General features: G+C 39.8%; 7 protein-coding genes. 3 read left to right on the top strand and 4 right to left on the bottom strand.

Annotated features, from left to right (window positions below):
* Positions 1 to 525 precede the first annotated feature (525 nt).
* Together yiaA and ABDV71_RS04835 are read left to right on the top strand one after the other, a co-directional pair.
* A complete protein-coding gene (gene yiaA, locus ABDV71_RS04840) occupies positions 526 to 933 on the top strand; it encodes an inner membrane protein YiaA (RefSeq protein ID WP_343531295.1) in 408 nt (135 codons plus the stop codon).
* 164 nt (positions 934 to 1,097) lie between these two features.
* On the top strand, positions 1,098 to 2,318 hold the full coding sequence (locus ABDV71_RS04835) for a cellulase family glycosylhydrolase (RefSeq protein ID WP_343531294.1): 1,221 nt from the start codon (positions 1,098 to 1,100) through the stop codon (positions 2,316 to 2,318).
* A 108-nt stretch (positions 2,319 to 2,426) separates the two neighbouring features.
* Here ABDV71_RS04835 and ABDV71_RS04830 read toward each other — a convergent pair whose 3' ends face one another.
* A complete protein-coding gene (locus ABDV71_RS04830; RefSeq protein ID WP_343531293.1) occupies positions 2,427 to 3,143 on the bottom strand; it encodes a LytTR family DNA-binding domain-containing protein in 717 nt (238 codons plus the stop codon).
* Entirely contained in the window at positions 3,118 to 4,221 is a 1,104-nt protein-coding gene (locus ABDV71_RS04825) for a sensor histidine kinase (protein ID WP_343531292.1), read from the bottom strand. Before ABDV71_RS04825 ends, ABDV71_RS04830 begins: the two co-directional genes overlap by 26 nt.
* Positions 4,222 to 4,422: 201 nt before the next feature.
* Between ABDV71_RS04825 and ABDV71_RS04820 the strand changes: the two genes are divergently transcribed.
* On the top strand, positions 4,423 to 6,789 hold the full coding sequence (locus ABDV71_RS04820; RefSeq protein WP_343531291.1) for a TonB-dependent receptor: 2,367 nt from the start codon (positions 4,423 to 4,425) through the stop codon (positions 6,787 to 6,789).
* 338 nt (positions 6,790 to 7,127) lie between these two features.
* On the opposite strand, the gene uvrA is transcribed toward ABDV71_RS04820, so the two are convergent.
* The gene (uvrA, locus tag ABDV71_RS04815; protein ID WP_343531290.1) at positions 7,128 to 9,971 is read right to left on the bottom strand and encodes an excinuclease ABC subunit UvrA; all 2,844 of its coding nucleotides are present in this window, start codon (positions 9,969 to 9,971) and stop codon (positions 7,128 to 7,130) included.
* 711 nt (positions 9,972 to 10,682) lie between these two features.
* On the bottom strand, positions 10,683 to 15,809 hold the full coding sequence (locus ABDV71_RS04810) for a LamG-like jellyroll fold domain-containing protein (protein ID WP_343531289.1): 5,127 nt from the start codon (positions 15,807 to 15,809) through the stop codon (positions 10,683 to 10,685).
* Between the last annotated feature and the right edge of the window lie 27 nt (positions 15,810 to 15,836).

Below are 15,836 nucleotides of genomic sequence, written 5' to 3'. Positions count from 1 at the left end.
TCCTTCAGTTTTTTTTCTAGGTCCTCTATGGAACCTTCATCGCTAGCACCTCGATATCTGCCAATTATTTCACCTTGTTGATTAATTAGAATAAGTGTTGGTATGGATGCAATGGAATAGACTCCCCTTAAGGTATCGTCCTCGAAGGAAGTTCAATTTCTTTTTGACTTCCTGGCTCCAGATTTTAGTATAAGTTAATAATAGGACAAGAAATGGAATTAGTCTGTTCATCTCAGATATTTTATAACTAAAAATTTAGTTATAAAATACTAATTACTTTCTAATTATCCATTAAATTAGGAAACCAGGAAATTAATAGAACCGCTACAGGTAAAAACTCTAGCGCTTTTTTTGCAACCAAAAAAGTTTTTTGCCAAAAATGCACAGATAAAAAAGCTATAAGAATAGAAATACCTGTGTATTGTGACCTCCTACTATTTGTCATAATATCAAAAATCCTGTAACAATTAATCACCCCGAAAGTCTCTACTGCAATTGTTAAATGACTAACCAAAATTTAAAACAATGACTCAAAAACCTTCAAATGCCTTTATTGCAGCCTCTTGGATTGCTTTGGGCGTAGGCATGATCGGCTTTATTATTGGCCTCTGGCGCTCAGACATGCTCCTCAACGAAAAAGGTTATTATTTTGCCGTATTGATGTTCGGTTTATTTGCGGTAATCTCTCTGCAAAAAGCAGTAAGAGATAAGCTGGAAAACATTCCAGTAACTGAACTTTACTATGGCATTAGCTGGTTTGCTACCTTGTTAACCATTGCCCTGCTTATTATTGGGTTATGGAATGCAGAATTGCTGCCCAGCGAAAAGGGCTTTTATGCCTTTGCTTTTCTGCTTGCCTTGTTTGGCGCCATTACGGTACAAAAAAACACCAGAGATGGCCAAATTGCAAAAGGAAAACACCCATTGAATTAAGAAACCACAAAAATTAATGGAAGCGCTGCAGGTAAAACTTGTAGCGCTTTTTTTACGCGTAGCCAAACACACTTAGTGTAAAAAACACACTTAAGTAAAATTTTGATTACCTGTTATTTAATCAGTATTCATTAACTATTTTTAGTTAACCAGATATCAAACACATGAAACCATTTAAACTGCTCATTTTCTTACTAGTGCCTATGATTGCCGCAGCACAAGGCAAATTTTTCTCTGTTAAAGGCAAAGACATTATTGACCCCGCGGGAAACCCGATGGTATTAAAGGGAACCAACTTAGGGAATTGGTTGGTACCGGAAGGCTACATGTTCAAATTCAAGGATGTGTCGTCACCAAAAATGATTAACCAAATGTTGGCCGAATTGATTGGTCCAGATAAAACTGCCGAATTTTGGGAAAAGTACTTGAACAACTACATTACCCAAGCGGATATTCAATACTTAAAACGTAGTGGAATGAATTCCATCCGTATTCCTTTTCACTACAAAATGTTCACTACCGAAAGCTATTTGGGCTCCAATAATGCAAACAGGGGATTTGAACTTTTAGATAAAGTAATTAAATGGTGCAAAGAGGAGAACCTTCCCGTGATTTTAGATATGCACTGCGCTCCTGGTGGACAAACGGGTGATAACATTGACGACAGCGATGGTTATCCGTTTTTGTTTGAAAGTCCAAAAAGCCAAGCGCTTACCATTGCCATTTGGAAAAAAATAGCACAACGCTACAAGAATGAACCCGCTGTTTTAGGCTATGATTTATTAAACGAACCTATTGCACATTATTTCGACACCAAAACTTTAAATATACACCTCGAACCTTTGTATAAAACCATTACCGCCGAGGTTAGAAAAGTGGATAAAAACCATATCATCTTTTTAGGTGGCGCACAATGGAACTCTAATTTTAAAGTTTTCGGTGCTCCATTCGACAGCAAATTGGTTTACAGCTTCCATAAATATTGGACCGCCACTACGCAGGACGTTATTCAAGAATATTTGGATTTTAGAGATAAATACAATGTGCCTATCCATGTGGGTGAAACGGGGGAAAATAACGATCAGTGGATATTGGAGTTTAGAACCTTAGTGGAGAAACACCAGATTAGCTGGCATTTTTGGCCTTACAAAAAGATGGATGCCAAAGCAGGAATAGCCAGTTTCCCTCGACCTGAAAACTACGACCTGATCATTAAATATGCCGACCAAGCCAAAGCAAGTTTTGCCGATATTAGAAAGTACGCCCCAAAAGACCGTGCAGCTATTGAAGCGGTTTTAAACCAATTGCTGGAAAACTGCAAGTTTGAAAATGCCACCACTAATGATGGCTATTTAAAAGGTTTGGGTTTAAAAGAGGGAAAGTAAGTAAAAAGTTTCCTATAGAAACCGATGAGATTCCTCGTAACCTCGGAATGACAACACAATTCTTTCCTAGTGTGTCATTGCCAATTTGAGTTAGCAATGACGCACTATTTATTTAGCAGGAGAGAAACTACCTTTCAACGTTTGAAAAACATATTCTTTGTAATTGGTGCCAATGGGAATTTCCCGAACACCAATTTCAACATCGTTCATGGTAAAGGCTGTAATTTTTTTCTGATTGACCATATATGAGCGATGGATTCGCAGAAAGGACCAAGGCTTCAATTCCTGCTCCATGTCGCTAATTTTATATTTAGCAGTGATTTGCTGATTGACACAGTGAATCACGATATAATCTTTTAAACTCTCTAGGTAAAGAATATCATCCACGTTTAATTTATGAAACTTCCCACCAGCTTTGATATAAATACACTCGTCGGATTTGGGTATCGCTTTTAACGGTTGCTGTACTTTTGTTGTTCTCAAATACCTATCTATCGCCTTAAAAAAGCGGTCGAAAGTAATGGGCTTTAACAGGTAATCTACAATATCCAAATCATATCCATCTACAGCATATTCTCTATAAGCGGTGGTGATAATGACTGCGGGCGGGTTTTTAAGTGTCCTCAAAAAATCAATTCCAGTAAGTTGTGGCATTTTAATATCCAAGAACAAAAGGTCTATGGTCTCGGCCCTCAACACCTCTAAAGCTTTAATAGCATTACTACAGGTAGCTACCGCCTCAAACAAATCCAGTTTTTCTAAATGGGTTTGAAGCAGCTGTATCGCCAAAGGTTCATCATCAACTAAAAGACATCTTACTTTCATCACTCACTTGGACTTTGATTGTTTTCAAATCAGCTATGCTCAATAAAGTTACAAAGGTATTTTCATTAATGTAGGTTTTAAATTCGTGGTTTCGGGGATAGATCAGCACCAATTGCTTTCTAACGTTTTCTAAACCAATACCATTTTTAGGCAGCTCTTCATTACTGGGCACAAAGGAATTAGAAACGATAAAACAAAAGCTTCCTTTGCTTAGCCTCAGTTCAATGTCAATGATCGGAGTTCCAATGTCTTCACCTGCACCATGTTTAAAGGCATTTTCTACTATAGACAATAAAACCAAAGGGGCAATGTCCAAATCCTCGTCAATAGTGTGTTTAAAATTAACCACCAAACGTTCGTCATATCGCAACTTCTCAAGGTCTATATAATTCTTTAATAAGGTAATTTCTGTAGATATGGGTACCGATTTGCCTTTACAACGGTAAAGTACATGATCTAAAATTTCCGACAGGCCAGCAATAGATTTAGAGGTTACTGGCGAATTAATCAATGACAATGAATAAATATTGTTAAGGGTATTAAATAGAAAATGTGGGTTTAATTGTGCTTTTAAGGCATGAAGCTCAGCTTCTGCTTTTTCCTTTTCCAATACCAGTGTGCGTTGCTTAATCAAATATCGGTCTTTAACCAGTTTAAGGAAACCAAAAATCCAAGCCAATGAAAAATTTTGTAGAAAATAGACAACTACTAATATTCTTAAGTCGGTAAGGATTTCCCAAATAGATTCTTGCTCAAAAGGTGGTTTACGAATAATGGGTTCTAATACATGCACCACCATAATACGAGAGAATGCACTAATCACATAACTACCAACAATGAAATAAACCATTGTCACCAAATAGTTATCATCCTTAAGTAGCTTTGGAATAATAAAATAGGCTACAAAATAACAAGCCATCATATAAAACGTTAGGCAAAATGCATTATCGATTAACGCCTCCCCCAGGCTCATCCCCTCTGGAACTTGGGGAACAATGAAAACCACTAACCAAAATATGATATGGCTAGAAACTCGGTAAACCGTACTATAACGTATCGCTTTATCTAAAATGGACATTAACCAAATATACTATTCGTTTAAATGCAAAAGATGGTTGTAGATGAATGTTCACAAAAAACATCCGAATAGGCTAAAATTGTAGATAAAACTGAATCATATTGATATATGGACTATACAGCTAAATTTTAATAGTATATATCTATAGATTTCTTTTGATATATGGATCAGGCACATCTTTGGGACATCAAATGTCAAAAAATGAAGATTACAAAGATAATTGCATGGCTACTATTATTATGCTGTTCCTTACTAAGCGTTGCACAAGAACCAAAGATAGTAACTATTAAGGGAAGGGTACTGGAAAATGAAACGCAATTGCCCATAGAAGGTGCCGGTGTTACCGTGTTAGCCTTCACAAACCAAAAAGCAGCTAGCGTAGCGACCAATAAAAACGGAGAATTCAATATTCAAATTGCTGCTGGCACCTACCATATTAAAATAGAATTTATTTCCTTTAAACCCATTTTATTAGAAAACAAAACGATAGATAAGGATACCGAACTCGGCAATTTAGCCTTACATACCGACATAAAGTTGTTAAAAGCGGTAGATGTTGTCGGCGAAAAATCATCGGTATCCTTGGATTTGGATAAAAAGACTTTCAATGTGGGCAAAGATCTGCTTTCCAAAGGGGGAAATGCCAACGACATTTTGAGCAATGTACCCTCGGTTAATGTGGATGCAAACGGAACTATTAGCTTAAGAGGCAATAGCGGGGTAAGAATACTAATCAACGGTAAACCCTCGATGATTTCGGCCAACAATGGCTTGGAGCAAATTCCCGCTAGCAGTATTGAAAAGGTAGAAGTAATTACCAATCCCTCGGCCAAATATGAAGCACAGGGGGGCGCGGGCATCATTAATATTGTGCTCAAGAAAAATAGTCTATCTGGATTAAACGCATCGATACAAGCGGGAATTGGCGACCCAACCAATTACAACGGTAATGTTAACGCCAGTTTCAAAACAGAAAAATTCAACCTGTTTAGCAATGTGGGTGTGCGTTTTAGAAATCTTTACCTTAAAGACGAGCGCTTACAAACCACGCAGAGCAATGGTGTAAAAAATGTGCTTCGACAAAACAACCTCAACAACAGACGTGATGATGCCTACAACTTTTACATTGGTGGCGACTACTATTTCGATGCAAAAAACACACTTACAGGAAGTTTTTATCACAGCACACTTATCCTTAACAATAAAATCAACTATCACTACAATTATTTCGATGGCAACAATACCAACGATAGCACCATATACCGTTTTGAACACTATAAAGAACCTAAGAAATATAACCAACTAGAGTTAAGCTATGTGAAAACTTTCGACAAAAAGGACAAAAGCTGGACAACGAGTTTGCGCTACGATTTCTGGAATGACGATGAAAACCAGAACATCAATCAACAAAAACTGTTGCCTACAGGAACACCAGAAAGCAATCTCATCACCAAAAACATCGAAAGCAGCAACGACATTTATATCCAAAGCGACTATAACACCAAATTAGGTGAAAACGGAAAATTTGAAGTGGGAGTAAGAAGTGACCTCAGAGCTATTAAAAGTGATTATTGGGCGATTGCCAATGGGATTGCCCTACCTCAATACAATAACAAACTAAGCTACGATGAAAATTTGGTAAGTGCCTATGTGCAAGTGGGACATAAAATCAAGAAATGGAATTACCTTTTAGGGCTGAGGAGTGAACTGTCTTTGATTGGTATTTCTGACCGAGCAGGTACTTTTAATGACAAGAAGCATTACATTGACCTTTTTCCTACCTTGCATTTAGTTTACGCCCTGCAAAAAAGCACCGATTTGCAGTTAAGCTATAGCAGAAGAATCAACCGCCCTGAATTTTGGCAGTTAAATCCGTTTGGGGGGCTGTCTGATACTCGTTATCTTACTATCGGCAACCCCGACCTAGACCCTACCTACAGCAATTCGTTTGAATTGGCTCTACTAAAAAAATGGGACAAATTTACCCTAACCCCTTCCGTTTACTACGCCCATACCAAAAACTACTTCCAATATGTACTTAAACAAACAGCCGATGGTTTCTTCTTGAATACGCCTATCAATCTGGACAAGGAAGAAAGATATGGCGTAGAAATTTCCAGTACCTACAACCCGTTTAATTGGTGGCGTTTATCGTTCAATTTTAATTACTACGGTTTTAAACAGCAAGGGGAGTTTGAAGGAAAACAATATGGGACCGAGAATCAAACTTGGACCAGCCAGTTGAATAGCAAAATAAAACTACCGAAGAATTTGTCCATTGAAACCATCTTTAGCTACAGAGGTAAATTTCAAGATATCCAATCTATCAATAAGGCAGTATACCGATTAAACATTGCCCTAAGCAAGGATATTCTAAATGAAAAAATGACCTTGAATTTAGCGGCCAACAACCTATTGAATACGCTTATTGACCGTCGGGAGCTTCACACGCCGAGCTACCAATTACAGTCTACAGCCTATGGCTTGGGCAGGGTATTTAACGCAACTGTAGTTTATCGTTTCAATAGAAAAAAAGGAGACAAAGACAGATTGCCAGAGGAAAATTAAATAATTTGATGATTGGATAATTAGCTCATTCCGTTGCTGACCCGTCATTGCCAACTCGATTGGCAATCGTAATGCTACACGCTTAGTAAGGCAGACCCTGAAATAAATTCAGGGTGACGGTATATGGATGCTCCGTCATGCTGAATTTATTTCAGCATCAGCTTTTAGGATGTTTTCATCCTCGTTTCCAAACCACTAAAAAATCTTAAAAATGAATCTCTAACTTTATCTTTTACCTACAGATTCTCCTTTACCGAATAGTCCGTACAGGTTATGCTCGGGATGACAAGGTACAAGAGACCGCTCGCAATCCGTAACTCATAATCCACAACCCAATACTACCCTTCCATCTCCTTTTTCAAGAACTTACCTGTTAAGCTAATTGGGTTTTCAATCAATCCTTCCGGTGTACCTTCAAAGATGATTTTACCGCCACCGGCACCGCCTTCTTCACCCAAATCAATTACCCAATCGGCTACTTTAACCACATCCAAGTTATGCTCAATCACCAATACGGTATTACCCTTATCTACCAATTCATTCAATACACCAAGCAATACGTTAATATCCTCAAAGTGTAATCCAGTAGTTGGCTCATCTAGAATGTAGAAGGTTTTACCGGTATCTTTTTTAGAAAGTTCTGTAGCTAGTTTCACACGTTGCGCCTCACCTCCTGATAAGGTGGTCGATGCCTGCCCCAAACGGATATAGCCTAAACCAACATCATTCAAGGTTTTAATTTTACGGTAAATAGAAGGCATGTGCTCAAAGAACTGACAAGCATCTTCGATGCTCATATCCAACACATCGCTAATCGATTTTCCCTTATAGCGAACTTCTAAAGTTTCACGGTTGTATCTTCTGCCACCACACTCTTCACAAGGCACCTGCACATCTGGCAAGAAATTCATTTCAATCACCTTCATTCCTGCCCCTTGGCAAGTTTCGCAACGTCCACCCTTTACATTGAAAGAGAAACGACCAGGTTTGTAGCCCCTAATCTTCGCCTCTGGCAAAGCCACAAACAAATTCCTGATGTCAGAAAAAACGCCTGTATAAGTAGAAGGATTAGAACGAGGGGTACGACCAATAGGTGCTTGGTCAATTTCAATTACCTTATCAATTTCCTTTAAGCCTGCAATCTTCTCATAAGGCAAAGGTTTTTTCTTCGCTCTAAAAAAGTGATGGTTTAAAATCGGATATAAAGTTTCGGTAATTAAGCTGGATTTACCACTGCCCGAAACACCTGTTACGGCAATAAACTTACCTAACGGGAAATCTACCGAAACATCTTTTAGGTTATGTCCAGATGCTTTGATAATCGACAATTGATGTCCATTACCTTCCCTACGTTTTTTAGGGACTTCTATTCCCTTTTTACCATTTAGATAGGCTGCAGTTAGGGTGTTCGATTTTAAGATTTGAGCAGGTGTACCCTGTGCTACCACCGTACCTCCATGCACACCAGCCGAAGGGCCAATATCAATCACATGGTCGGCTTCCAAAATCATGTCCTTATCGTGCTCCACCACCAAAACGGTATTGCCTAAATCACGCAGGTTTTTCAAGGCTGTAATTAACCTTTCGTTATCACGTTGGTGCAAACCAATACTTGGCTCGTCCAAAATGTACATCACGTTCATCAGCTGTGAACCAATTTGTGTGGCCAAGCGAATACGTTGTGCTTCGCCCCCAGAAAGGGTACGCGAAGTACGGTCTAAAGTCAAATAGTTCAAGCCCACATCCAGCAAGAAGCCAATACGAGCTCTAATTTCTTTCAATATTTCTTTAGCAATGGTGTTTTGGCGTTCGCTCAATCGCTCTTCTACTCCATCAAACCATTTGTGCAGGTTATTGATATCCATCTCCGCCAATTCGAAGATGTTTTTCCCATCTACTTTAAAATGTAGACTTTCTTTTTTCAATCTTGCTCCGTGACAGGTTGGGCAAGTTTCCAATCTTCTGAAAGCTTCCATATCATCTGCTGCGCCCTCGCCCCTTTTCTCTTGCTGCTCTTCCAACAGTTTAATGATACCATCAAAGGTCACTTGGTAATTCTGTACGTTCCATTTGTTATAGGCCACTTCCACCGAAATCAAATCAGGCGCACCGTTCAAAATCAAATCAATGGCCTCATCTCCCAGTTTTTCCAAAGGGGCAGATAAAGAGAAATTATATTTTTTACCCAAGGCTTTTAATACTTGGAAAACCCAAATATCACGATACTCCCCTAACGGCAATAAGCCTCCATTCAAAATGCTGAGCTTCATGTTAGGCATGATAGATTTTTTGTCTACCACAAAAATGTATCCCAAGCCATCGCAAGTTTCACAAGCTCCATAAGGCGAGTTGAACGAAAAACTATTTGGTTGTGGTTCATCGTAAGAAATACCAGTAGTTGGGCACATCAAAAACTTACTGAAATGTGCTACGTTATTATCCTTATCACTAATCTTGATGATGCCTTTTCCCAAGCGCATAGCGGTTTGAATGCTATCCAATAAACGCTTGTGGTCTTTAGGGTCAACGATCAAGCGGTCAACTACAATTTCAATATCGTGTATTTTGTACCTGTCCACTTGCATTTTAGCCACAATATCTTTGATTTCTCCATCCACGCGAACCTTTACATAGCCTTGCTTACGAATTTGTTCAAACAACTCACGGTAGTGGCCCTTACGACCTTTTACCACAGGTGCTAATATGTTTACGGCCGATTTCTCAAACTTTTTGTAGATGTTCTGCAGAATTTGGTCTTCGCTCATGCGCTCCATTTTTTCGCCAGTATTGTACGAAAAAGCTTCGCCTACACGGGCGTAAAGCAAACGCATGAAATCGTAAATCTCAGTAATGGTACCTACGGTTGAGCGGGGGTTTTTGCTGGTGGTTTTTTGCTCAATGGCAATTACGGGGCTTAGTCCCGAAACCTTGTCCACATCTGGACGCTCCATGCCACCCATAAACTGACGCGAATAGGCACTAAATGTTTCCATGTAGCGGCGCTGTCCCTCGGCATAAATGGTATCAAATGCCAATGATGATTTACCACTGCCACTTAAGCCAGTAACCACCACCATTTTATTCCTTGGGAAACTTACATCTATATTTTTCAGATTGTGCACCCTTGCACCATATACCTCTACATCCTTTTGCTCGCCCAAATCTACATGCTTGTTCGCCATATATTATTCGCTCCGTTTTAAAAAATAGCTTGCAAAATTAACGAAATAAAAGCACAAAAGCTATTGACTTTCAGAGAATGAAACAAGATGGCCCTTTGTTTTACAACCAGATGAGAAGCGCCATAAAACTGCTGTAAAAAACGGTAGTTTTTGAACCCTGTCACTTCGAGTTTCGAGGAGTCTCCCCTCCACACATTATCTTGAGATTCTTCACTACGTTCAGAATGACAAGCGTATAATTCCTCCCCCTTCCCTCCTCAAAGAGGGGGATATAGCCAGTGCAAAACAAACCTCAAAAGCATATAGCTAAAATACAGTACAAAAGAAAAATAGTAACAGTCCCTCTTATGCACCCTGTCATTCCGAGGCTACGAGGAATCTCCTCCTATTCATCATTCAAAAGAGATTCTTCACTGCGTTCAGAATGACAAAACGCATAAAAAAAGAAAAGTGAATTAAACAATATCTCACAAATTGGCACTAAATCCCCAAAAGTACAACTCTCTCCCTCACAGGGAGAGAAACCGCACAGCGGAGAGAGGGTAGCTGACTAAAATCCTTTACTACCACCCCGAACGCGGCACATAGCAAGAATAAGTAAAACGGGTCAAACCTCTCCCTAACCCTCTCCTTAAAAAGGAGAGGGAATTGGACAGTAAAATATAAATAACAAAGTGCACCTTTTAACTCACAACCCGTAACCCATAATTCCTACTGCTTAATCACTTTTTTAGTAACGCTTTCACTAATACCAGTCAATTTCACGAAATATACGCCTACGGGGTACGATGTTAAATCTATTTCCAATCCATCATCTTTAGTTTTTAAAGCGATAACATCCAGTATTTTTCCTTCTACGCTAGTTACCGTTAACTTGGTATATTTCCCTGTGGAAAAACTAAGCATCACCTTACCTTTAGTTGGATTAGGGTAAAGCTGCACACCTGAAACAGAAAGTGCAAAGTTCAACACACGCTCGCCCAGCTCGGTAGGCTTGCCATCTAAATCTACCTGCACCAAACGATAATAGTTATTGCCTTTTAAAGGGGCTTTATCATAATGGGTATACGATGAGCCAATTCCTTTGGCACTCACATCATCTAATTTTACAAATTGCTTATCATCGCCACTGCGGTAAATTTCAAAGCCTTTGTTATTCTGTTCGGAAGCAGTTTGCCATAAAAGCTTGGCATAGTTACCTTCTATTTTTGCGGTATAGGTGGTTAACACTACTGGCAACACGGGCTCCAAAGTAGTAGCGGTAACTATTTCCGACAAAGCTCCCTGACCTGTAACACTGGCCTTTTCAGCTTTTACCCGATAGTAATAATTAGTAAGTGCAGTTAACCCGGTAATATCTTTGTACAAAGCATTCACTGTGAATGGCGAACCCACAATAGGTTGTGTAAAAGCATTATCGGTAGCCACTTCTAATACATAATTTTCTACCACTCCCACTGCTGGTGCGGCCCAAGTGGCCCTAAATTGTTTATCGGTAATACCAACAGCTGCAGTAGTCTGTGGCACTACCTGCGCATAGCTCTCTATCCAATTGGAAGCATTACCCTGCAATTCAAAATACTTTAAACTACCATGATAAGCATTATTCCCTTGATTGGTAAGCACATCGCTTTGGCTATTGCTTGCCTGGTCAAAATTATAGTAAGCTACCAAGGCTGTTAGGTTTGAAATGCTGTTCAACATATCCACCTTAATTTCTGCCGCTGTTAATGCAGCACTATAAATCTTTACTTCGTCAATACTTCCTTTGAAATAGGTATTTTCCGACGCATTTTTACCAATAGTGATGTAATGTGTAGCATCAAGCAATACCGCTTCATCGGTTAAAGTGCCATTGCCTACCTCTTTCCCATTGGCATAAATTTTATAGCCCGAAGGCGAAACCACATAAGCTACATGCAACCAACGATTAATTGTATAGCTGTAATTGGCATCGGCGGTGTTCGTCATCCACGCAGTCCCTTTTCCAATATCACCATGTATCTTATTTCCTCCCGTCAATTGCATGTCGAAAGTATTATCGCCACCTTCTCTGGTGCTGAAAATATGCATCGCCTTAGTGGCATGTTCGGGTTTCACCCAAGCCATTACCGTAAAATTCCCTTTCACCACCGTAGCTTGGGGCTGCATCACCACATGGTCGTCGCCACCATCAAAATTCAGGGCATTTCCTGGAGGGCTGAAGGTCTGTAAAGTAACCGCTATGGCTGGAGAAAATGCTCCTTGTTCAGTAACACTTTGCTTATCTGCCGCTACTCGGTAATAGTAAGTGGCATTCGCCGCCAAACCTGTAATTGTTTTTGTTTGCCCAGCTACCATAAAAGGTGAGCCAGCCACAGGTGTGGTAAATTCTGCATCGGTAGCTACCTCTAGCACATAGCCATTATCTACAATTCCCAATTGAGGGTATCCCCAACGAGCTTCAAAAGAGGATGACGACAAACTGATGGGCACTGCTGCTGACGGCAATACCATCGCATAGCTTTCCACCCAATTGCTATTGCTTCCATTTAAATCAAACCCACTCAACACACCATTCCGTGCATTGGCACCTTGGTCTTCCAATATGGTTTTTGAGGCATTATTTAGAGCAGAGGCGCCTTCATCAAAATTATAATGTGTTTCCAGATTAAGCGGCAAAGTAGTCGTAGCGTTCATCATTTCTTTATTGATTTCTTCTGCGCTCAATGCTTTGTTGTAAATTCTCACCTCATCCATATCGCCTTTGAAATAGGTATTTTCTGTTCCGCTAAAACCCAGCTGCAAAAGATGATTAGCATCCATTAACAAGGGAGTGCCCGAAAAAGCACCACTTTGCTTAAGACTTCCATTCACATAAATTTGATAGCCCGTAGCAGATACCGCATAGGCAATATGCATCCATCTGCCAGCACTGTAATCATAAGTCACATCGGCTGTATTGCTCAACCAAGCATTGGCAGATCCTATATTGGCATGTATGGTATTACCTTGTTTCAATTGCAGGTCAAAACCATAACCTCCAGCAAACTTAGTGCTCAATACATGCATGGTTTTGGTAAAATCTGTAGGACGTACCCAAGCCTGTACGGTAAAAGCACCCGACACCGTATTGCTGCTATTAAAAGTAATTTTATCATCTACGCCATCAAAATTCAAAGCCGCTACCAGTTCTTGGATTTCATAAGCACCCATATCAATACCTACACCAAGCACCCTTTTATTACCGCCCAAATCTTTAGTAATCGTAGAGATATTAGGCAATTCGGCATTACCATAGTAGCTGGTACTCCCTGCATCAATGGCTGGGCTGCCGCTTCTCAATTGATAATTACCATTTGAGTCCTTAAATTGAGGGTCGGCCGCAATATTACCAGTCCCTAAAAAACCTCCCTGCACTAGACTATATTCCACTGTAGTGGCTCCTGGGTCACCAATTCCATTATTATTACCCCATATAATGGAGTTACGAATCTTGCTCGAAGAGTTGCTATAATGATAAATACCAGCTCCATTATCAGCGGTATTTTTAGTGATGGTTACGTTGGTTAAAACAGGTACGCTGGTATATCCATTATAAATCGCTCCGCCATCTATTCCTGTATTGTTGGCAAGCAGTACATTGGTTAAAATAGGAGATGACTCTTCATTATAAATTCCACCACCTTCATTGAACACTTGCAACGCATGATTATCAGTAATGATGACATTCGTTAAAATTGCGTGTGAGCCTCCTTTATTACACATCCCTCCACCAGAGTAGCCTGTGTTACCATCGATAACAACATTATTTAGCTGGGGAAATGAATTATTATAGCTAGCGATACCCCCGCCTAAACTTGACGCATTTACACCTGTTGCTCTATTTTGAGTGACCAATACATTTTCGATGATGGGCGATGAGTTTCCATAATTGGCAATACCTCCACCGCCAAAAGAAGTCGAATTCCCCAACACCCTCAGATTAGATAATTTAGGGGATGATTGCGAACTATTAATCCCTCCACCATTGGCATGGAATATTGTAATGCCATTAACAGACAATTGCGAAAACGCATTTCCATTTGCATTTCCTCCACGAACCGTAAATCCATCAAGTTTTGCGATACCTACCGGACCTACACTAAGCACCACATGATAAGCGTTTTCACTATTGTTAAGGATTAATAAACTTAAACCCTTTCCGGAAACCACATCATCCTGATTAAAATCACCTGTCAAAATACTTCTATTGGCAGTGATGCTGAGGTCTCTTTCACTCAAGGAATTTTCAGTACCTGCTAAACCACCATACACCTCTACATCTGCTTTCAACAAAAAGGCATTGTTGCGGTCGTTGGCCGTAATATTATTGATATCATTTGCTTTCCGTTTGGGAATGTAAGTACCCTTTGCCACCCATACCATGTCATATGTAGATGAATTGTTGATCATTAACTGCAAATCGTCTGAAGCATTTGCCCACGATGAACCATCTTTATTACCAGCGCCATTTTGGGTAACATAACGAGTGGTTGGATTAACCCGGTTAATGGATAATGTATAAGTTCTATTGGATGCACCATCGGTAACTTTTACTTCAAGAGTATTGATCCCTAAGTTTAAGGGAATAGTAGGAGATAAAACTCCACTAGTGAGTGCAGTGAAACTGCCGCCATTCAACTTCATTTCTATAATCGAACTCGAATTGGGTTGTGCAGCCAATAACTGAAAATCTGCATTGGCAGTAATGGCGGTGTAAGTAAATTGAGTGGCGCTAAAGACTGGAGAGATGTTAATATTGCTGATGGAAAGCGTATTCAAATAATCAAACGCTAAAGCAGTGGTCACTTTTGTAACGGCACTATAAGCTCCTTTTTGGGCAATCCCTGTATTTTTTTGAGCAGATATCCTGTAGTAATAATCTGTACCTGACAAAAGTCCCGAAATGTTCTGCGATGTTCCAGTGACCGTAAATGGCGAACCTGCAATAGGATTATTAAAACTTGAATTGGTGGCTACTTCCAACACATACTGTTCGGCAACACCATTGGTTGGTGCTTGCCAATTGAGCGTAAAACCTGAGCTGGAAATATTACTTGGCAATGCTGAATTAGGAATAACCATTGCGTAGCTTTCTACCCAATTGCTGGTAGCTCCTGTAAGCGCAAAATTTGTGAGGGTACCATCGTAGCTATTTCCACTTAAATCGGTTAAAGTAGTAGCCGATTGGTTAAAATCATAATGTGCCACCAAACTTGCTGGTGCTGCTACCGAGCTGTTCATCATTTCGGCAACCAGTTCCAAATCATTTAAAGCACTACTAAACACCTTTACTTCATCAATATTCCCTTGAAAATAAGTGGTCTCGCTGGCGTTTTTCCCAATAACAATCCGATGGGTATTATTCAATAGCAGAGGTGTACCACTTAGTGAGCTAGTCACCATCAAATTACCATTTACATAAATTTTATACGCAGTTGGCGTGATCACATACGCCACGTGTAGCCATTTTCCTACGGCATAACTATAGTTGGCATCTGCCGAAGTCGTAAGAAAAGAAGTTCCATTCCCAATATCACCATGTACTTTGTTGCCACCTGTAAGCTGCATATCAAACCCAAATTCAGCAGGTTCCCTAGAACTAAAAATATGCATGGCTTTGGTGGCATGCTCAGGCTTCACCCAAGCCATCACCGTGAAACTCCCTTTAATTTCTACATTTTTGGTGGGTACCGTAACATAGTCATTAACCCCATCAAAATGAAGGGATGTTCCTTGTGCTTGAAGCTCTATATTGAAAAATAAAATCCATAGGAGCACACATGCTGTTTTGCAATAGTTATTAAAGCGATACATGATTAAGTTTTTAGTTTGTAAGCTGTT

The organism is Pedobacter sp., from assembly GCF_039594775.1.
Lineage (GTDB): Bacteria > Bacteroidota > Bacteroidia > Sphingobacteriales > Sphingobacteriaceae > Pedobacter.
This window is presented reverse-complemented; position numbering and strand designations above follow the sequence as displayed.